The 19031-nt window shown below is 64.3% G+C and carries 20 protein-coding genes; 16 read left to right on the top strand and 4 right to left on the bottom strand.

Features of this window, described 5'->3' with window-relative positions:
- Positions 1-7 precede the first annotated feature (7 nt).
- Positions 8-1603: a DEAD/DEAH box helicase gene (locus IC50_RS20300; RefSeq protein ID WP_050991041.1), complete on the bottom strand. Its 1596-nt coding sequence runs from the start codon at positions 1601-1603 to the stop codon at positions 8-10.
- A 478-nt stretch (positions 1604-2081) separates the two neighbouring features.
- Between IC50_RS20300 and urtA the strand changes: the two genes are divergently transcribed.
- From urtA to IC50_RS20220, 16 genes are all read left to right on the top strand, one after another.
- On the top strand, positions 2082-3410 hold the full coding sequence (gene urtA, locus IC50_RS20295; RefSeq protein WP_035708686.1) for an urea ABC transporter substrate-binding protein: 1329 nt from the start codon (positions 2082-2084) through the stop codon (positions 3408-3410).
- Between the two features lie 83 nt (positions 3411-3493).
- Positions 3494-5101: an urea ABC transporter permease subunit UrtB gene (gene urtB, locus IC50_RS20290; protein WP_035708679.1), complete on the top strand. Its 1608-nt coding sequence runs from the start codon at positions 3494-3496 to the stop codon at positions 5099-5101.
- Positions 5098-6267 carry an urea ABC transporter permease subunit UrtC gene (gene urtC / locus IC50_RS20285; protein ID WP_035708673.1) on the top strand — a complete coding sequence of 390 codons (1170 nt, stop codon included), beginning with the start codon at positions 5098-5100 and terminating at the stop codon, positions 6265-6267. The genes urtB and urtC overlap by 4 nt, the downstream gene beginning before the upstream one ends.
- A 6-nt stretch (positions 6268-6273) precedes the next feature.
- Positions 6274-7035, top strand: coding sequence for an urea ABC transporter ATP-binding protein UrtD (urtD, locus tag IC50_RS20280; RefSeq protein ID WP_035708667.1), 762 nt, complete (start codon positions 6274-6276; stop codon positions 7033-7035).
- 3 nt (positions 7036-7038) lie between these two features.
- Positions 7039-7734, top strand: coding sequence for an urea ABC transporter ATP-binding subunit UrtE (gene urtE, locus IC50_RS20275; RefSeq protein WP_035708661.1), 696 nt, complete (start codon positions 7039-7041; stop codon positions 7732-7734).
- A 30-nt stretch (positions 7735-7764) separates the two neighbouring features.
- A complete protein-coding gene (locus IC50_RS20270) occupies positions 7765-8595 on the top strand; it encodes an urease accessory protein UreD (RefSeq protein WP_035708654.1) in 831 nt (276 codons plus the stop codon).
- Positions 8596-8619: 24 nt separating this feature from the next.
- Positions 8620-8922, top strand: a complete 303-nt coding sequence (locus tag IC50_RS20265; RefSeq protein WP_035708648.1) for an urease subunit gamma — start codon at positions 8620-8622, stop codon at positions 8920-8922.
- Between the two features lie 110 nt (positions 8923-9032).
- Positions 9033-9338, top strand: a complete 306-nt coding sequence (locus tag IC50_RS20260) for an urease subunit beta (RefSeq protein WP_035708642.1) — start codon at positions 9033-9035, stop codon at positions 9336-9338.
- Positions 9339-9430: 92 nt separating this feature from the next.
- Positions 9431-9871 carry an endonuclease domain-containing protein gene (locus tag IC50_RS20255; RefSeq protein ID WP_035708718.1) on the top strand — a complete coding sequence of 147 codons (441 nt, stop codon included), beginning with the start codon at positions 9431-9433 and terminating at the stop codon, positions 9869-9871.
- A gap of 2 nt (positions 9872-9873) precedes the next feature.
- Positions 9874-10413, top strand: coding sequence for an HD domain-containing protein (locus tag IC50_RS20250; protein WP_035708638.1), 540 nt, complete (start codon positions 9874-9876; stop codon positions 10411-10413).
- A gap of 34 nt (positions 10414-10447) precedes the next feature.
- Positions 10448-12163: an urease subunit alpha gene (ureC, locus tag IC50_RS20245; RefSeq protein ID WP_035708635.1), complete on the top strand. Its 1716-nt coding sequence runs from the start codon at positions 10448-10450 to the stop codon at positions 12161-12163.
- A gap of 128 nt (positions 12164-12291) precedes the next feature.
- The gene (locus IC50_RS20240) at positions 12292-12591 is read left to right on the top strand and encodes a putative quinol monooxygenase (protein ID WP_018318764.1); all 300 of its coding nucleotides are present in this window, start codon (positions 12292-12294) and stop codon (positions 12589-12591) included.
- Between the two features lie 14 nt (positions 12592-12605).
- The gene (gene ureE, locus IC50_RS20235; protein ID WP_035708624.1) at positions 12606-13202 is read left to right on the top strand and encodes an urease accessory protein UreE; all 597 of its coding nucleotides are present in this window, start codon (positions 12606-12608) and stop codon (positions 13200-13202) included.
- Entirely contained in the window at positions 13183-13911 is a 729-nt protein-coding gene (locus IC50_RS20230; protein WP_035708620.1) for an urease accessory protein UreF, read from the top strand. Before ureE ends, IC50_RS20230 begins: the two co-directional genes overlap by 20 nt.
- 39 nt (positions 13912-13950) lie before the next feature.
- The gene (ureG, locus tag IC50_RS20225; protein ID WP_035708617.1) at positions 13951-14574 is read left to right on the top strand and encodes an urease accessory protein UreG; all 624 of its coding nucleotides are present in this window, start codon (positions 13951-13953) and stop codon (positions 14572-14574) included.
- Between the two features lie 298 nt (positions 14575-14872).
- Entirely contained in the window at positions 14873-16534 is a 1662-nt protein-coding gene (locus IC50_RS20220; RefSeq protein WP_035708614.1) for a CHASE domain-containing protein, read from the top strand.
- On the opposite strand, the gene IC50_RS20215 is transcribed toward IC50_RS20220, so the two are convergent.
- The 3 genes from IC50_RS20215 to IC50_RS20205 form a co-directional block, all read right to left on the bottom strand.
- The gene (locus tag IC50_RS20215; RefSeq protein WP_050991040.1) at positions 16531-17175 is read right to left on the bottom strand and encodes a TetR/AcrR family transcriptional regulator; all 645 of its coding nucleotides are present in this window, start codon (positions 17173-17175) and stop codon (positions 16531-16533) included. The genes IC50_RS20220 and IC50_RS20215 overlap by 4 nt on opposite strands.
- Positions 17176-17221: 46 nt before the next feature.
- Positions 17222-18364, bottom strand: a complete 1143-nt coding sequence (locus IC50_RS20210; protein ID WP_035708611.1) for an OpgC domain-containing protein — start codon at positions 18362-18364, stop codon at positions 17222-17224.
- Positions 18365-18540: 176 nt separating this feature from the next.
- Positions 18541-18996 carry a hypothetical protein gene (locus IC50_RS20205; protein ID WP_035708609.1) on the bottom strand — a complete coding sequence of 152 codons (456 nt, stop codon included), beginning with the start codon at positions 18994-18996 and terminating at the stop codon, positions 18541-18543.
- Positions 18997-19031 lie beyond the last annotated feature (35 nt).

Genomic DNA, 19031 nt, shown 5'->3' with positions numbered 1-19031 from the left:
TGGACTGCTAGTTCGAATGAGGATTGCGGTTCGGTCGGCCGTTGGGGCGACTCTCGCGACGCAAAAAGGCAACGCCTTGTATTCCATCAGGCTTGCCGGCGCCATGCGCGGGACGCTGTTCCGACCGATCGGCTGGTGAGGAGTTCATCTTACCACCGGAACCACGGCGGCGGCGAGACCCCTTGGAGGCCTTGTGGCCTTCACCGGGCCGGCCATCAACAGGTCTGCCCTCGGCGTGACGTCCTTCGTGGCGCCCTTCGCCGGGCCGTCCGTCACCAGGCCTGCCGGCGCTGTGGTGGCGCCCGTCGGCGTGCCTGTCGTCGCGACGTCCGTCACCACCAAGCCGTGCGCCCTGCGGACGCTGGCCCGGGCGGCCGCCCGGCCTGCCCTGCCGCTGCTGTTGCGGGGGAGAACCCGCATCGCGGCGACCGGCGTCGGTGCGAAGATCCTCGCGCGGCAGTGCCACCTTGATCAGCCGTTCGATGTCGCGGAGATAGCTGAGCTCCTCGCCGCCTGCGACCAGCGAGATCGCGGTGCCGTCGGCGCCGGCGCGCGCGGTGCGGCCGATGCGGTGGACGTAGGTTTCCGGCACGTTCGGCAGGTCGAAATTGATGACGTGGCTGATGCCGTCGACGTCGATGCCGCGGGCGGCGATATCGGTGGCGACCAGGGTGCGGATCTCGCCCGAGCGGAACTGGGCGAGTGTGCGCTCGCGATGGTTCTGAGACTTGTTGCCGTGGATGGCGCTGGCAGGGATGCCGGCCTTCTCGAGCGACTTCACCACCTTGTCGGCGCCGTGCTTGGTGCGGGTGAAGACCAGTGCGCGGTTGACCGGCTCGTCTTTCAGAAGCTTGGTCAGGAAGGCGGGCTTGGCGGAGAAATCGACCTGGACGATGCGCTGGTTGATCCGCTCGGCGGTCGAGGAGACCGGGGTCACCGCGACGCGGGCGGGATCGCGCAGCATGGCGTCGGCGAGCTCGGCGATGTCCTTCGGCATGGTGGCCGAGAAGAACAGCGTCTGCCGCTTGATCGGGAGTTTCGCGACGATTTTGCGGATGTCATTGATGAAGCCCATGTCGAGCATGCGGTCGGCCTCGTCGAGCACGAGGAATTCGACGCTGCCAAGCTTCAGCCCGTTGCTCTGCACGAGGTCGAGCAGGCGGCCGGGTGTTGCGACCAGCACCTCGACGCCCTGCATCAGGGCGCGGACCTGGCGGCCCATCGGCACGCCGCCGATGGCGAGCGTGGAGGACAGGCGGACATGGCGGCCATAGGCGTTGAAGCTGTCGAGGATCTGCCCCGACAGTTCGCGGGTCGGAGAGAGCACCAGCACGCGGCAGGTCTTGGGCTGCGGCTTGATGCGGTTCTCGAGCAGGCGGTGCAGGATCGGCAGCGCGAAGGACGCGGTCTTGCCGGTTCCGGTCTGGGCGATGCCGACGACGTCGCGGCCGGTCAGCGCCAGCGGGATGGTCTGAGCCTGGATCGGGGTTGGGGTGACGTAATTCTCTTCACGAAGAGCGCGCGCGATGGGTTCGGCGAGGCCGAAGTCCTGAAACGAAGTCAAAAGGGTTCTTTCCATGTCAAAAGCGGGCGCCCGGCGCATTCGGCGCGGCGCGCGCAAAAGGGTGTCGAGAAGACACCTGCGTGTTTGGGGTGTCGGATGGCTTGGGAGATATGGGGCAAGCCAGAGACCCGTACGGGCTTAAGAACACGCGGCTTGCTACGACCTCTTGATTCGCAGGAGGTCTCCAAAGGTCATATGGAACATCGAGGGGGCACTTTCAAGGCGAACTCGCCGGAAACAACGATTGCGGGCGGAAATAGTGATGCCGGAAATTTAGCCAAGATCTATGATTTGCCTACAAAATAACCTGCATGCCGCTTTCGCATACATTTTTTCTGCCTGGATTTTGGGCGAATTGAATGCAGCGAAACTTTGATTTATGCCGATTATCTAAGTGAAATCAATTGGTTGATGAGTGCCTAGTCCATGGCATGGTTCTTGCGATTCCGTTAATCGCAGGCGGCCGTGGGGCCGTTTCGCAGCGTTTTCACGTCTGCGTCAGGGAGATGAGACACTCATGTTTAACAAATCCACTCACGATATAGCGGCGTCATTTAGCCGCCGCGGCGTGCTCGCCGCGACCGCCGGACTGGTGCTTGGTCTGGCTTCATTGACTGGCGCGAAGGCCGCGGACGACACCATCAAGGTCGGCGTGCTCCACTCCCTGTCCGGCACCATGGCGATCAGCGAAACCACGCTGAAGGACACCATCCTCTTTCTGATTGACGAGCAGAACAAGAAGGGCGGCTTGCTGGGCAAGAAGCTGGAAGCCGTCGTCGTCGATCCCGCATCGAACTGGCCGTTGTTCGCCGAAAAGGCACGCGAGCTGATCACCAAGGACAAGGTCTCGGCCGTGTTCGGCTGCTGGACCTCGGTGTCGCGCAAGTCGGTGCTCCCGGTCTTCAAGGAGCTGAACAACATCCTATTCTACCCCGTGCAGTACGAGGGCGAGGAGAGCGAGCGCAACGTGTTCTACACCGGTGCGGCGCCGAACCAGCAGGCGATCCCCGCCGTCGACTATCTGATGAAGGAAGAGAAGGTGAAGCGCTGGGTGCTCGCGGGCACCGACTACGTCTATCCGCGCACCACCAACAAGATCCTGGAGGCCTATCTGAAGTCCAAGGGGGTCGCCCAGGAAGACATCATGATCAACTACACGCCGTTCGGTCACTCCGACTGGCAGACGATCGTGGCCGACATCAAGAAGTTCGGCTCGGCCGGCAAGAAGACCGCGGTGGTCTCGACCATCAATGGCGACGCCAACGTTCCCTTCTACAAGGAGCTCGGCAACCAGGGCATCAAGGCCAAGGACATCCCGGTGGTCGCGTTCTCGGTGGGTGAGGAAGAGCTCGCCGGCATCGACACCAAGCCGCTGGTCGGCCATCTCGCCGCCTGGAACTACTTCGAGTCGATCAAGACCAAGGACGGGTCGAACGAGAAGTTCATCAAGGACTGGCAGGCCTACACCAAGAACCCGAAGCGCGTGACCAACGATCCGATGGAAGCGCACGTGATCGGCTTCAACATGTGGGTGAAGGCGGTCGAGAAGGTGAAGTCTACCGATCCGGACAAGGTGATCGACGCGCTTCCCGGCATCGAGGCGCCGAACCTGACCGGCGGCGTGTCGAAGATGCTGCCGAACCACCACATCACCAAGCCCGTGTTCATCGGCGAGATCAAGGCGAACGGCCAGTTCGACGTGGTCTGGAAGACGCCGGGCCTCGTCGCGGGCGATGCCTGGTCGAAGGAGCTGGAAGGCTCCAAGGACCTGATCGGCGACTGGGTCGGCAAGAAGTGCGGCAACTTCAACACCAAGACCAACAAGTGCCTCGGTTCTGGCTCCTGATCCGGATCTGACGCTCCATTGCACGATCGGAGAGGGCGGCGATCCCGCCGCCTTCTCCACCCATTCTGCCGGGGTCATTCACAGTGCCAGCCCATTTGTCCGCGCGCCTCTGCTCGCTTGTGCTCTCCTTGTTCCTGATCGCGTTCGCGCTGCCGGCCTTCGCCGGTCCGTTCGAGGACGCGGTCGCCAAATTCGCCAATGATGATTTCTCCGACACGGAGGAGGCGATCGGCGTAGTCGCCGGGAGCGGCAACAAGCTGGCATTTCCCATCATCAGCGCGCTCCAGGACGGCCGGTTGATGGCCGATCCGGACAGCAAGAAGGTTTACGTCACCGGCGCCGACGGCAAGTCGATCGATGCCGCGACCGGTGAGGCCGTCGCCAGCGTTCCCGACAGCGCGAGCGCGGTCCGCCTCAACAACCGCCTGCGCCGCAGCGTCGATGCCGCGCTCGGCAGCCTGACGCTGCAGTCGCCGGATGTCGAAACGCGTCTCCAGGCCGCGCAGTCCGTCTTCAAGTCGCACGAGGAGACCGCGCTCGAGGCGGTCGATGCCGCGCTTGCCAAGGAAACCAACAGATCCGTCAAGACCGCGCTCGGTGAGGCCCGGGCCGCGATCCTGCTGTTCAAATCCGACGCCACCGAAGTCGAAAAGCTCGAGGCGGTCGCTACGCTCAAGGCGCGCGGCGATCAGGAGGTGCTGGCGCTGCTCACCGGCATGGGCGACCAGCCGGCGTCGGTGACCAAGGCCGCCGCGAGCGCGATCGGCTCGATCCAGAATTCGCTCGCGGTCTGGTCCATGGTGCAGAATGCCTGGTACGGCCTCTCGCTCGGCTCGGTGTTGCTGCTCGCCGCGATCGGGCTCGCCATCACTTTCGGCGTGATGGGCGTCATCAACATGGCGCATGGCGAGATGGTGATGATCGGGGCCTACACCACCTTCGTGGTGCAGGAGGTGATCCGCACCCGCTATCCCGGCCTGTTCGACTATTCTCTGCTGATCGCCGTGCCGCTCGCCTTCGTCGTCGCCGGCGCGATCGGCGTCTTGATCGAGCGCAGCATCATCCGCTTCCTCTACGGCCGTCCGCTGGAGACGCTGCTGGCGACCTGGGGCCTTTCCTTGGTGCTGCAGCAGGCGGTGCGCACCATGTTCGGCCCGACCAACCGCGAGGTCGGCAATCCCTCCTGGATGAGCGGTGCCTTCGAGCTCGGTCAGATCACCATCACCTATAACCGGCTCTGGATCCTCTGCTTCACGCTCGCTGTGTTCGCGATCCTGCTCGCGATGCTGCGCTACACCGTGCTCGGGCTCGAGATGCGCGCGGTGACGCAGAACCGCCGCATGGCGGCCTCGATGGGCATCGCTACCTCGCGCGTCGATGCGCTGACCTTCGGGCTCGGCTCGGGCATTGCCGGCATCGCCGGCGTGGCGTTGTCGCAGATCGACAATGTCAGCCCCAATCTCGGCCAGAGCTATATCATCGACAGCTTTATGGTCGTGGTGTTCGGCGGCGTCGGCAATCTCTGGGGCACGCTGGTCGGCGCCTTTACGCTGGGCATCGCCAACAAGTTCCTGGAGCCGGTCGCCGGCGCCGTGCTCGGCAAGATCGCGATTCTGGTTCTCATCATCCTGTTCATTCAAAAGCGCCCGCGCGGCCTGTTCGCGCTCAAGGGCCGTGCGGTGGAAGCATGACCCCTCACATGCTGACGCGATCGCTGGACCGCGGCGCGACGGTCTTCCTTGCCGTCGTCGCCGCCTGTGGCATCCTCATCCCGCTCTCCAACCTGCTGCTGCCCGCGGACTCGTTCCTGCAAGTGCCGACCTACCTCGTCGCGCTCTGGGGCAAATATGTCTGCTATGCCATCCTGGCGCTCTCCATCGACCTGATCTGGGGCTATTGCGGCATCCTCTCGCTCGGCCACGGCGCGTTCTTCGCGCTCGGCGGCTATGCCATGGGCATGTACCTGATGCGGCAGATCGGCACCCGCGGCGTCTACGGCAATCCGATCCTGCCCGACTTCATGGTGTTCCTGAATTATTCGAAGCTGCCCTGGTACTGGTACGGTTTCGACATGTTCTGGTTTGCCGCGCTGATGGTGCTGGTCGTGCCCGGCCTGCTCGCCTTCTGCTTCGGCTGGCTCGCGTTCCGCTCCCGCGTCACCGGCGTCTATCTGTCGATCATCACGCAGGCGATGACCTATGCGCTGCTGCTGGCCTTCTTCCGCAACGATTTCGGCTTCGGCGGCAACAACGGCCTGACCGACTTCAAGGACATCCTCGGCTTCAACGTCCAGGCGGAGGGCACCCGCGCGGCGCTGTTCGCGCTGAGCTGCCTGGCGTTGATCGGGGGTTTCCTGATCTGCCGGTCCATCGTCTCCTCCAAGCTCGGCAAGGTGCTGATCGCGGTGCGTGACGCGGAATCGCGTACCCGCTTCCTCGGCTACCGCGTCGAATCCTACAAGCTGTTCGTGTTCACGGTGTCGGCCTGCATGGCCGGCGTTGCCGGCGCGCTTTACGTGCCGCAGGTCGGCATCATCAACCCATCCGAATTCGCGCCGGGCAATTCGATCGAGGCGGTGATCTGGGTCGCGGTCGGCGGCCGCGGCACCCTGGTCGGCGCTGCACTCGGCGCCGTCGTCGTCAACTACGCCAAGACGTTCTTCACCTCCGGCGTGCTGGCGCCTTATTGGCTGTTCATGCTGGGCGCGCTGTTCATCCTGGTGACGCTGCTGCTGCCCAAGGGCATCGTCGGCACCTTCAACGCGTGGTGGGACCAGTCGAAGGAAAAGCGCAACGCCGCGACCATGGCGAGCGCCGCGGCCGAGGACGGCGTCGCCGAACCCAAGATGGCGGAGTAGGCGCACATGAATGTCATGGACAACCGCGCAACCTCCGCAATGCTCTATCTCGACGGCGTGCACGTCTCGTTCGACGGCTTCCACGCCATCAACAATCTGTCGCTGACGCTCGAGCCCGGCGAGATGCGCGCCATCATCGGCCCGAACGGGGCCGGCAAGACCACGATGATGGACATCATCACCGGCAAGACCAAGCCCGACGAGGGCACGGTTCTGTTCGACGGCGTCACCGATTTGACACGGCTGGACGAGACCCGCATCGCCGAGCTCGGCATCGGCCGCAAATTCCAGAAGCCGACTGTGTTCGAGAGCCAGAGCGTGCAGGACAACCTGCTGCTCGCGCTCAATGTCGATCACAGCGTCAAGGGCACGCTGTTCTGGCGCGGCAGCAAGGCCGAGTCCGAGCGCATCGACAAGGTGCTGGAGACGATCCGCCTCACCGACGCCCGCAACCGCCTCGCCGGCAGCCTCAGCCACGGCCAGAAGCAGTGGCTCGAAATCGGCATGCTGCTGGCGCAGGACCCGAAGCTGCTCCTCGTCGATGAGCCCGTCGCCGGGATGACCGACGTCGAGACGCATCTCACCGCCGAGCTGCTCAAGGAGATCAACAAGACCCATACCGTGATGGTCGTCGAGCACGACATGACGTTCGTGCGCGAACTCGGCGTCAAGGTGACCTGCCTGCACGAGGGCACCGTGCTCGCGGAAGGAACCATCGACCAGGTCTCGTCCAACGAGCGGGTCATCGAAGTCTATCTGGGACGCTGAGCGATGCTTGAGGTCAAGGACATCAACCTGTTCTACGGCGCCGCGCAGGCGCTGCGCGGCGTCTCAATCTCGGCCGAGCCGGGCAAGGTGACCTGCGTGCTCGGCCGCAACGGCGTCGGCAAGACTTCGCTGCTGCGCGCGATGGTCGGGCAATATCCGATCGCCTCGGGCGCGATCGTGCTCGACGGCAGCGACATCACGGGCCTCAAGCCCTACGAGCGCGCCCGCAAGGGCATCGGTTTTGTGCCGCAGGGCCGCGAGATCTTTCCGCTCTTGACGGTCGAGGAGAATCTCAAAACCGGTTTCGGTCCGCTCAAGCGCGAGGACAAGCACATTCCGGACGACGTATTCTCCCTGTTTCCGGTGCTGCAATCCATGCTCGGCCGGCGCGGCGGCGATTTGTCCGGCGGCCAGCAGCAGCAGCTCGCGATCGGCCGCGCGCTGGTGATGCGGCCGAAGCTCCTGCTGCTCGATGAGCCGACCGAAGGGATCCAGCCGTCGATCATCAAGGACATCGGCCGCGCGATCTCTTATCTGCGCAACCTCGGCAACATCGCCATCGTGCTGGTCGAACAATATCTCGACTTTGCCTGCGAACTCGGCGACAGTTTCGCGGTGATGGATCGTGGCGCGGTGAAGTTCACCTGCGATCGCGCCAACCTGGACCCCGGCGAAATCAGCCGCCAGATGGCGCTGTAGGCATTCTACCGCGACCGGCTGGGGAGGCGGATGCGCAGCGACGTTTCAGCGACATCGACGGTTTTCGAGGCGAACCGCGCCCGCGGCGCGGTGCGCTTCGACGTCCATGTGCGCGATGGCGTGACACGGCGCGGGACCTTGCATGAATCCGGCTCGCTGCGCGTGCGCTTTCCCTCGCCGGAAGGCGAAGGGCTCTCCGGCGTGTTCGTCAACACGGCCGGTGGGGTCGCTGGCGGCGATCGCTTCGACATTGAGATCGCGGCCGCTGCTGCTGCGCGGTTGACACTGACGACTGCGGCCGCAGAGAAGGTTTATCGCGCGCCGGGGCAGGCGGCCGAGCTCAATATTGCCCTGAAGGTCGACGCAGGCGCACATCTCGCCTGGCTGCCGCAGGAGACGATTCTGTTCGACCGGGCCCGGGTCCATCGCCGCTTCGACATCGCGCTCGACGAGAATGCCTCGCTCCTGCTGTGCGAGATCGTGGTGTTCGGCCGCACCGCCATGGGCGAGCGGATGGAGCAGGGCGAGTTCATCGATCGCTGGCGGCTCTCCCGCGGCGGCAAGCTGGTGTTCGCCGAAACCGTCAGGCTGGATGGCAATATCGGCGCCAAACTTCGGCGATCGGCCGTCGCCAAGGGCGGTGCTGCGATTGGCATGGCCCTGATCGTGCCCGGCGACGAGGCCCTGGTCGAGCGCATCCGCGAGTCCTCGGAATCGTTCACCGGCGAGGTCGGGATATCCGCCTGGAACGGCTTTGCAATGGCGCGGTTCTGTGCCCAAGATGCGGCGCGTTTGCGCGCCGACATGATGGCGGTGCTGGCGCGCAGCGGCGCCGCGCTGCCACGGCTATGGTTGAATTGATGCGTTGAACGGAAGAGATGTCGCATGAATCTGTCTCCCCGCGAAAAGGACAAGCTTCTGATCTCGATGGCGGCCATTGTCGCCCGCCGCCGGCTGGACCGCGGCGTCAAGCTCAACCATCCCGAGGCGATCGCGATCATCTCCGATTTCATCCTCGAAGGAGCGCGCGACGGCCGTACCGTCGCCGAGCTGATGCAGTCCGGCGCACAGGTGCTGAGCCGGGAACAGGTGATGCCGGGCATTCCCGAGATGATCCACGACATCCAGGTCGAGGCGACCTTTCCTGACGGTACCAAGCTCGTCACCGTCCACGAGCCGATCAGGTAAACACGCGCGTCATTCCGGGGCGCCCGCAGGGCGAACCCGGAATCCAGAGGTTTTGGTTTCGAGATTCCGGGTTCTCGCTGTGCGAGCCCCGGAATGACGAGGAGGATAGAATGATCCCCGGCGAACTCTTCATCCAGGACGGCGAGATCGAGCTCAATGCCGGACGCAAGACGGTGACACTGACGGTCGCCAACACCGGCGACCGGCCGATCCAGGTCGGCTCGCACTACCATTTCTTCGAGACCAACCCGGCCCTGAAATTCGATCGCAAGAAGTCCCGCGGCATGCGCCTCGATATCGCCGCCGGCACCGCCGTCCGCTTCGAGCCGGGCCAGACCCGCGACGTGCAACTCGTGGCCATGGCGGGCAAGAAGACCATTTACGGCTTCCGCGGCGACGTCATGGGGAAGCTGTGACGTAAGTCGAGATGAGTGCCGTGATCGACAGTGAGGTGAGCGCAGCTGTCTCGCTCCCTCCCCCCTTGCGGGGGAGGGTCGGGGAGGGGGGTATGCCACACGACGAGGTCTCTCAGTTTCAAAGAACTCGCGCTCGGCAATTGCGGCGCGTGATGACGCGCGCAGAAACGCTGCTCTGGCGTTATCTCAAAGCGCATCGGTTGGCTCGCCTCGGGTTTCGCCGGCAAGCTCCTATGGGCAGCTACATCGCCGATTTTGTAGCTCATTCCTGCAAGCTCGTTATCGAGGTTGATGGTGAAAGTCACGATTTCGCGGAGCGCATCCGTCACGACGAGATTCGTGACGAGTGGTTCGCTTCCCGCGGCTATAGGGTGTTGCGCTTCACCAATGACGACGTGATGAGGAACCTGGATGGTGTGGTCCTTGCCATCCTTCAGGCAGCGGAGCCCGGAGCACCCCCCTCCCTGACCCTCCCCCGCAAGGGGGGAGGGAACGGAGAGAGCGGTGCCTCTGACGACTCGGAGGAGGCATAACCATGCTGTCACCAATCCGCCTCGTCTCAGAAGCTGCCGAGCTGGCCGCACACCGCCACAACGGCTTGGCGCGGAAAGGGCGCGGCAGCGATCCTTACATCAATCATCTGGCGGAGGTTGCGAACCTGCTCGCCACCGCGACCGATGGCGCCGATGCCGAACTGGTCGCAGCCGGCTGGTTGCATGACACCATCGAGGACACCGACACCACGCGCGAGGAGCTAGCGCAGAGATTTTCGGAGCGTGTCGCCTCGCTCGTTGTCGAATGCACCGACGATATGAGTTTGCCGAAGGCCGAGCGGCGACGGCTTCAGGTGCTCGAAGCGCCGAAGAAATCCCCCGGCGCCAAGCTGATCAAGATCGCAGACAAGATCAGCAATACAGCCGCGCGCATTCAAACCGATCCGAGTGCCGAGGAGCGCGAGGATCTCGCCGATTACGTTGAATGGGCCACTCAGGTCGTTGCGGGCTGCCGCGGCGGCAATGCGTGGCTCGACGAGAAATTCGACGACGCCGTCAAGGCGGCGAGAGCCGTGCTGTGACCGACCAAACATTCAAACGCAAACGGGGCTTGTGATGTCCGTCAAGATGAAGCGTTCCGTCTATGCCGACATGTTCGGCCCGACCACCGGCGACAGGGTGCGGCTGGCCGACACCGACCTCATCATCGAGGTCGAGAAGGATTTCACCACCTATGGCGAGGAGGTGAAGTTCGGGGGCGGGAAGGTGATCCGCGACGGCATGGGGCAGTCGCAGGTCACCAACAGGCAGGGTGCGGCCGACACCGTCATCACCAACGCGCTGATCGTCGATCACTGGGGCATCGTGAAGGCCGACGTCGCCATCAAGGACGGCATGATCTCCGCGATCGGCAAGGCCGGCAATCCCGACATCCAGCCTGGCGTCACCGTCATCATTGGCCCGGGCACCGACGTGATCGCGGGCGAGGGCAAGATTCTCACCGCCGGCGGCTTCGACAGCCACATCCACTTCATCTGCCCGCAGCAGATCGACCACGCGCTGATGTCCGGCGTGACCTCGATGCTTGGCGGCGGCACCGGCCCCTCGCACGGCACCTTCGCCACCACCTGTACGCCGGGGCCTTGGCACATGGGTCGGATGATCCAGTCGTTCGACGCCTTCCCGGTCAACCTCGGCATCTCGGGCAAGGGCAATGCCTCGCGGCCCGCGGCGCTGGTCGAGATGATCAAGGCCGGCGCCTGCGCGCTGAAGCTGCACGAGGACTGGGGCACCACGCCGGCGGCGATCGACAACTGCCTGTCGGTCGCCGACGCGCACGACATCCAGGTGATGATCCACACCGACACGCTGAACGAGTCCGGCTTCGTCGAGGACACGGTCAAGGCATTCAAGGGGCGCACCATCCACGCCTTCCACACCGAAGGCGCCGGCGGCGGCCACGCCCCCGATATCATCAAGGTCGCCGGCCTGAAGAACGTGCTGCCGTCCTCGACCAACCCGACGCGGCCCTTCACCCGCAACACCATCGACGAGCATCTGGACATGCTGATGGTGTGCCACCACCTCGATCCCTCGATCGCCGAAGACCTGGCCTTTGCGGAGAGCCGCATCCGCAAGGAGACCATCGCCGCCGAAGACATCCTGCACGACCTCGGCGCGCTCTCGATGATGTCCTCGGACTCGCAGGCCATGGGCCGCCTCGGCGAGGTCATCATCCGGACCTGGCAGACCGCCGACAAGATGAAGAAGCAGCGCGGATCGCTGCCGCAGGACAAGGGCAAGGACAACGACAATTTCCGCGTCAAGCGCTACATCGCCAAATACACCATCAATCCGGCGATTGCGCATGGCGTGTCGAAGCTGATCGGATCGGTCGAAAAGGGCAAGCTCGCCGATCTCGTGCTGTGGTCGCCGGCCTTCTTCGGCGTCAAGCCGGACTGCATCGTCAAGGGCGGCACCATCGTCGCCGCGCCCATGGGCGATCCCAACGCCTCGATCCCGACGCCGCAGCCGGTGCACTACCAGCCGATGTTCGGCGCGTTCGGCAAGGCGCGCACGGCGTCATCCGTGGTGTTCACCTCGAAAGCCGCGATCACGGGCGGGCTGGCGCGCAAGCTCGGCATCGAGAAGAAGCTCTATGCGGTCCAGAACACCCGCGGCAGGATCTCGAAGAAGAGCATGATCCACAACGACGCCACGCCCGATATCGAGGTCGATCCCGAGACCTACGAGGTCCGCGCCGACGGCGAACTGCTCACCTGCGCGCCCGCCGAGGTGCTGCCGATGGCGCAGCGATATTTCATGTACTGAAATAGCGCCTCAACACAGGCCCCGGAACGCATCCCCCGGGGCCGTTTTCCGGTTTTGCGTTCGGTCCGGCCTGGTCTAATGTCCCGCCCGGTATTGAACCCTCAGAAGAAAAGCCGGGAGGATTTCTCGTGATCTACGTCGTTGCCACCTTGACCATCAAGCCCGAGACGCGCGCCGAATTCATTGCAGCCGCCACCGCCTGCATCAAGGAGACCCGGAAAGAGCCCGGCAATATCGCCTATGATCTGCACGAAAGCGTCACGGACCCTGCCAAGATGGTGTTCGTCGAGCAGTGGGAGAACGCCGAAGCGCTGGTGCCGCATCGGGGCATGGAGCACATGAAGACGTTCGGCCGCGTCGCGGTGAAGTGCTTCACGGCGCCGCCGAAGATCGAGGTGATCACGCCCGAGAAGGTCGAGACTCGGTAACAGGGTAAAAGCAGATGATCCGGGCGACGCAGGTCAGGGGACAGCACCGCTTCACGGAAGCGCCAGCGGATACGGTCGTGCTCGATTTCGACGATCGGCACCGCCGCCGCATGGCCATGACTGGGACGCGCGGCCTCGAATTTCTGCTCGACCTGGAGAATGCCGTCGCGCTGCGCGGCGGTGATGCGCTGGTGCTGGAGGACGGCCGGCTGGTCGAAGTGGTGGCGGCGCCCGAGCCGCTGCTCGAGATCCGCGGCCGTGATCCGCACCACCTCATCCGCGTCGGCTGGCATCTCGGCAACCGTCATCTGCCGACGCAGATCATGGCCAAAGCCTTGCGTATCCGCCGCGACCACGTCATCGAGGCCATGGTGAAGGGTCTCGGCGCCCGCGTGATGGAGATCGAGGCGCCGTTCGATCCCGAGGGTGGGGCCTACGCCGATGCCGGCCACGCGCATCACGACCACGGCCATCATCACAATGATCATGATCACCACCCTCATGATCATGCCGCGCATGATCATGGCCACGGCCACCATCATCACAACGATGAGCATTGCGATCATCCCGACCATCATCACGGCCACAAGCATGCTCATGACCACAAATGAGCCGGTCGGCACCGGAGGCTTCGCCGAGGGTGAGGCGGCGGCGCTGTACCGGCTGATGACCTGGCTATCGCCGGCGTTCCCGGTCGGCGGTTTCTCCTATTCCAGTGGTCTCGAATGGGCGGTCGAGGCGGGCGACATCACCGACACGGCGACGCTGGCGGATTGGCTCGATGCGATGCTCGGCGACGGCTCCGGCTTTTGTGACGCAACGTTTCTGGTCCATGCCTACCGCGCCACGGAAGCGGTCGAGACCGTCGCTTTGAACGAGATCGCCGAGCTCGCCGCCGCCTTCGTACCGTCGCGCGAACGGCAGCTGGAGACGACCTCGCAGGGCCGCGCCTTCATCGACATTGCCCGCGCCGCGTGGAATGCCGACGGGCTGGATGCCACGGTCGCGGAATGCAGCAAGCCGCTGGTCTATCCGGTCGCGGTCGGTGTTGTCGCCGCGATGCATGCCGTGCCGCTGGCGCCGACGCTGCACGCCTTCCTGCATGCGCTGGTCTCGAACTGGATTTCTGCGGCCAGCCGGCTGATTCCGCTCGGCCAGACTGATAGCCAGCGTGTGCTGGTGAGGCTGGAAGCCGCCGTCGCCGCGACCGCCAATCGCGCGCTGAACGCGACATTGGATGATCTCGGCAGCGCCACGTTTCGGGCCGATCTCGCCAGCCTGCGGCACGAGGCGCAATATACGCGGCTGTTTCGGTCGTGATCGGTGCGGCCTTCCACCAATCGAGAGAGAGCGTACGACATGTCGAAATCTCACGGCCCCCTGCGTGTCGGCGTCGGCGGTCCGGTCGGATCGGGCAAGACCGCGCTGATGGACCTGCTCTGCAAGACCATGCGCGAGCGCTATGACATTGCAGCGATCACCAACGACATCTACACCAAATGGGATGCGGAGTTCCTCGTACGTTCGGGATCGCTGACGCCGGATCGCATCGCCGGCGTCGAGACCGGCGGCTGCCCGCACACCGCGATCCGCGAGGATGCCTCGATGAATCTCGCCGCGGTCGCGGACATGCGCGCCAAGTTTCCCGGACTTGATCTCGTGCTGATCGAATCCGGTGGCGACAATCTCGCTGCCACTTTTTCCCCGGAGCTGGCCGACCTCACCATCTACGTCATCGACGTCGCCGCCGGCGACAAGATCCCGTCCAAGGGTGGCCCCGGCATCACCCGGTCCGACCTCCTGGTCATCAACAAGACCGACCTGGCGCCCCATGTCGGCGCCTCCCTGGAGAAGATGGAGACGGACGCCAGGCGGATGCGCGGGGAACGTCCCTTCGTCATGACCAACCTGAAGAAGAGCGAGGGGCTCGACCGAATCGTCGGCTTCATCGAGGCCAAGGGCGGCCTGAAACGGCCGGGCTGACAGGACGCGACCACTTGGCGCAGGCGTTTTTCGCCGTTAACGCCTGGGCAGCGCCGCAACCGCGGAACAAATTTCGGACACGGCGATTAACTACCTCTGGCGCCGGGGCAAATTCATCCCGGCCAGACCATCGGCCGGGCGGAATTAAGCTTTTCAGGCGACCCAAGTTGCGTACTGATGCCTCCTCCTCCATTATCTCCGCCGCTAGGGTCTACCCTGTTTCGGCAGATGGCCGTTCGAGCGGCGCTCATATGCTCCCTGTTTATTGCCGACCTCCTGCGTTCGCCTGAGTAGTCGCGTGGTCAGGCTGGGTTTCATCATCGGCTTCATCGCTCTGCTGGGGGCCTTGCTCTCCGGGCTTGCGGCCTATCGCGTCCACGACCAGGAGCTGGCTCTGGACCGGATCGCGCTGGCGCGTGCGATCGACGTTCATGCGAGTCTGGTGCAGGACCGCCTCACCGAGCGGGAGCTGCTCGCGCGTGTCGCCTCGGGCCTGTTCCGCGCGCCATCCGTGATCAAGCCGAACATGCTGGAGCCGCTGCGCTCGGCGATCTATGCCTTCAAGACCGACTTCGTGGTGGCCGGCTGGATCGCCCGGCTGAAGCCGAACGAGCTTGCGGCGGCGCAGGCCGCCATCGCCGGCGCCGGCTTCCCAAATCCGCAGATTCGCTCCTATGACGACAAGCCGATCAATCCGGCCGACGTCACTCAGCCCATCGACGTGCTGATGGACCTCGAGCCACGCAGCAACGAGACCAAGACGCTGCCCGGCCGCAGCTACGATCAGGATCCGGTGCGCAGCGCCATGCTGACGCGCGCGCGCGCCGAGAAGAGGTCGGTTGCCTCGGACCCGGTGCCGTTGATCAGCGGGAACGGCGCGATCGGCATCATCGTTGCTGCTCCGGTCATTCCCGAGGGAGCAACGGAGCCGGCCGGGTTCGTCACATTTTCCTACGAGCTCGCTTCGCTGATGCTGACCAATGACGACATGTCGTTGTTCGCGGTCGCGCTCAGGGATCCGCGCAAGGAGGGCGGCGAGCTGATCGCCAACGACCAGGGCGTGGTCTCGACGCGCAGTATTGCAGCGGACGGGCCGGCGCCGTCGGCGACGCGCACGGTGAGCTTCGGTGGCCGCGATTGGCAGCTCAGCTATTACGCGAAAACCAACTCGGCGCGTCGCGCCGAGCAGACCGCGATCATCGTGGCGGCGATCGGTCTTGCGATCACGGCGATGGTGTGCGGCCTGTTCGGCTATGTCGCCTACAACAATCTGCGACTCAGCCGGGAGATTCAGGTCAGAATCGGGTTCGAGCGCCGGCTGACCGCCGTCATCGACGAGCTCAACCATCGCGTCAAGAACATCCTGGCGGTGATCCAGTCGATCGTGACGCGCACCTTGCGCCACGGCTCGGACATCGACATCGCGCGCGAGCTCTTGATCGGGCGCATCCACGCCATGTCCAACGTGGTCTCGCTGCTCAGCGAGAGTCAGTGGCAAGGTGTCAAGCTGAAGGGCCTGTTCGAGGCGCGCGCCATCCCGCATGCCGACCGCATCGCCGTTACCGGTCCTGATATCGCGGTCAGCGCGAGGGCGGCGCAGAGCCTGTCGCTCCTGTTCTTCGAGCTTGCCTCGCATTCCGACGAGGGCCTGTCGCTGGTTGGAAAGCATCCGCATATTACCGCCAACTGGACGGTGACGGGCGAGGATGGCAACGAGGTCTTCCATTTCCGCTGGGAGGAGTTCAACACCAGCGAGGCGACGCGCCGGCCCGATTCCGATTTCGGCCTGATCCTGCTCGACCGTGTCGCGCCCGAGGCGCTAGGGGGTACCGCCAAACGCTTCTTCACCGACGTCTCCTACGTCTATGAATTGACCGCACCGATGGAGACGGTGATCGACATGACCGAGCGCGACCGCACTGACAAGATCTCGGCGCCGGTCAGGCCCGTGCGCAGCTAACCCTTCGGCCGCAACACGAGATCGACGAGGTTGCGCGCGTAAGCCGGCGTGGCCGGCGCGATGCCGAAGACGTAGCGGTAGAACAGGCCGCCATAGATCGCATCGTAGAGATCCTCAGGAAGCCCCTCGGCCAGGATGCTGCCATCCTTCTGGCCTGCGGCGATCATCTCGACCAGCGCGTCGCGGCGGAATTGCAGATAGCGCGCGTAGAACAGCTCCGCCGAACCGGTCTTCGAGATGCATTCGGAGATGACGGCGAGCTGCACCCTGCCGAACTCGCCCTGGAGCGCCTCGGCATAGGCCGCCGCATGGCGGCGTGCGCGCGCCGCGGGGTTGCCGGAGCTCGCCGGCGGCAGCGGCAGCATCTGCGCGGCGCGGTGAAGAAAGGCGTCGATCAAAAGCGCCTCGCGGGATGGCCACCATTTGTAGATCGTCATCTTGGAGACGCTGGAGTGGCGGGCGACTGCGTCGATGGTGGTGGCGGCTAGGCCGGTGGAGGCCATCAGCGCATAGGCGCTTTCGAGAATGGCGTTGCTGGTCTCGATTGACCTCGGCCGTCCGCGTCGGGGCGCGCCGTCAGCCTCGTCATCCCCGCCTTTCCCCGTCGTCACGCCCGGTCTCCTCACGCAGAGTCCCGGCATAGCGCAGCCACAGTCTTCGGCCTAGCAGAATCGCACGATTTTGTGACTAGGCCTGCTGCCGCAGGGCGGCAGGCAGGTCCTGCCGCTTCGACCAAGCGACGTAGTAGGCGACCGCGGCCATCGCGGCGAAGCCAATGATGCTCACCATGATCTGCATCGCCACCAGATTGGGGCCGGTGATCAGGATGAGATGGCCGGCAAAGGACAGGAACACGCCGACGCAGAACACGGCGAGCCATTCCTCGCCGCATCGGATGACCGCCTGAAGCGGCTTCAATCGCAGGCCGGGATGATCGGCGGGAATGAGATGGGTCGCGAGCAAGGCGAGCGCGAGGAAGTGGACCACGCGATAGGGCGCGAGGCTCTCCTTGTCGGTCGGCGCGATGCTGTCGAGCAGAAGGTTCGGCAGATAGACGGACAGCGCCGGCGAATGGCGCGACAGGGTGACCGCCATCGCGAAGACGAGATAGCTCCCTGCGAGTATCCGCAGCCAGGGGAGGTCGCGCAGCGCCTGCCCGGGCGCGCCTGTGACGGCGAACCAGCCGCCCAGCACCATCAGCATCTGCCAGCAGAGCGGATTGAAGGTCCACTCCTGGTCCGGAGAGACCCGAAAGTTCCACTCGAACCAGCGTGCGGCAAGATACAGCGCGACCGATGCCGCAAGCGTCACGTTCGGCCGTCGCAACAGACCCCACAGCGCGAACGGAAAGAAGGCCATCAGCGGAATCATCAGCTGCAGAAGGTCGAGGTTCAGCGGCTCCTCCTGGAGCACGAGGCCGCCAATCAGGATCCGCAGCGGGTGCTCGAGAATCCCCGAGATGTTGTATTCGTGGATGATCTCCGGCGCCATCGATTGCGAGGCGACATAGGCGATGGCGTCGATATAGATCACGAACAGCACGACATAGGCGGCGTAGAGCCGCCAGACGCGGCGAAAGATTCGCGTCGCGGCGACGACGTAGCCGCGCTCCAGTGCCATCCTGCCGTGGATGATGGCGACGCCATAGCCGACCACGAACACGAACAGGTCCGCCGCGCCGCTGAAGCCGAAGTTGCGCAGCGTCAGCAGGTTGACGACGTTGTTCGGTATATGGTCGACGAAAACCGACCAATTGGCAATGCCGAGCGTCAAATACAGCCTGGCGTCGTGATGGAATGCGGCGAGGTTCGCCTTGACGGACGGTTTCATTGAGTAAAATAGCTTTGGGAATCAGGATGATGCTTTTACCGGCAACCGCCTGCCTGTCCGAGTAGCGTTTGCGTGAGGTAAGGCCCGGAGGCTCAAAATTGCGGAAAACCGGCCAATAATGCCCACGCGTGGGCTCGCCCGTCTTTTGACGAAATTTTCTTAACGCGGTCCCGTCCTTACTCGGCCGGTTCGGCCGAGACCTCTTCGGACACACCGGTGCGGCTCGCCAGGATGCCGAGGGCGACGCCGCCGATCGCCAGGATCGGCAACAGCCGTTTGATCCCGATGGCGCGAACGATCTGGAGTCCGGTGGCGAGAAGCATCGGATCTGCAAGCATGCTCTGCGCGGCCGACTTCGCGGCGCGCTCGGCCGCGATCCGGGCGCGCCTCTGCACCTCGCGCTTGTAGCCCCAATAGGAGCCTGCCGCGGCCAGGGTCAGCAGGAAGAAGATGCCTGCGCCGGAAAGGCAGGCCTGCACCGGACCATATTTTTCCAGGACCGAGATGAAGGCGGCGGCACAAAGGAAGCATGTCGTCACCAGCAGCGCGAAGGCCGCGCCTGCGGCAAGGGAGGTCAGCCGAACAGTCGCGCCCGTGGATGCGCTGATCCCGTCTATGATGCGCTGAAGCATGACCTTACTCCTCAATCCCCACCGGCCGAATCGGC

The sequence above is a fragment of the Bradyrhizobium genomosp. I (2014) genome, assembly GCF_000261685.1.
In the GTDB taxonomy this organism is placed as follows: domain Bacteria; phylum Pseudomonadota; class Alphaproteobacteria; order Rhizobiales; family Xanthobacteraceae; genus Bradyrhizobium.
The sequence above is the reverse complement of the archived record's forward strand: the minus strand, read 5'-3'. Positions and strand labels throughout refer to the sequence as shown.

Bases quoted from the DNA above. Each gene is read 5' to 3' on its own strand.
- IC50_RS20300 (WP_050991041.1), bottom strand. From the start codon at position 1,603: ATGCGCCGGGCGCCCGCTTTTGACATGGAAAGAACCCTTTTGACTTCG.
- urtA (WP_035708686.1), top strand. From the start codon at position 2,082: ATGTTTAACAAATCCACTCACGATATAGCGGCGTCATTTAGCCGCCGC.
- urtC (WP_035708673.1), top strand. From the start codon at position 5,098: ATGACCCCTCACATGCTGACGCGATCGCTGGACCGCGGCGCGACGGTC.
- urtD (WP_035708667.1), top strand. From the start codon at position 6,274: ATGAATGTCATGGACAACCGCGCAACCTCCGCAATGCTCTATCTCGAC.
- urtE (WP_035708661.1), top strand. From the start codon at position 7,039: ATGCTTGAGGTCAAGGACATCAACCTGTTCTACGGCGCCGCGCAGGCG.
- IC50_RS20270 (WP_035708654.1), top strand. From the start codon at position 7,765: ATGCGCAGCGACGTTTCAGCGACATCGACGGTTTTCGAGGCGAACCGC.
- IC50_RS20265 (WP_035708648.1), top strand. From the start codon at position 8,620: ATGAATCTGTCTCCCCGCGAAAAGGACAAGCTTCTGATCTCGATGGCG.
- IC50_RS20260 (WP_035708642.1), top strand. From the start codon at position 9,033: ATGATCCCCGGCGAACTCTTCATCCAGGACGGCGAGATCGAGCTCAAT.
- IC50_RS20255 (WP_035708718.1), top strand. From the start codon at position 9,431: ATGCCACACGACGAGGTCTCTCAGTTTCAAAGAACTCGCGCTCGGCAA.
- IC50_RS20250 (WP_035708638.1), top strand. From the start codon at position 9,874: ATGCTGTCACCAATCCGCCTCGTCTCAGAAGCTGCCGAGCTGGCCGCA.
- ureC (WP_035708635.1), top strand. From the start codon at position 10,448: ATGTCCGTCAAGATGAAGCGTTCCGTCTATGCCGACATGTTCGGCCCG.
- ureE (WP_035708624.1), top strand. From the start codon at position 12,606: ATGATCCGGGCGACGCAGGTCAGGGGACAGCACCGCTTCACGGAAGCG.
- IC50_RS20230 (WP_035708620.1), top strand. From the start codon at position 13,183: ATGCTCATGACCACAAATGAGCCGGTCGGCACCGGAGGCTTCGCCGAG.
- ureG (WP_035708617.1), top strand. From the start codon at position 13,951: ATGTCGAAATCTCACGGCCCCCTGCGTGTCGGCGTCGGCGGTCCGGTC.
- IC50_RS20215 (WP_050991040.1), bottom strand. From the start codon at position 17,175: ATGCCGGGACTCTGCGTGAGGAGACCGGGCGTGACGACGGGGAAAGGC.
- IC50_RS20210 (WP_035708611.1), bottom strand. From the start codon at position 18,364: ATGAAACCGTCCGTCAAGGCGAACCTCGCCGCATTCCATCACGACGCC.
- IC50_RS20205 (WP_035708609.1), bottom strand. From the start codon at position 18,996: ATGCTTCAGCGCATCATAGACGGGATCAGCGCATCCACGGGCGCGACT.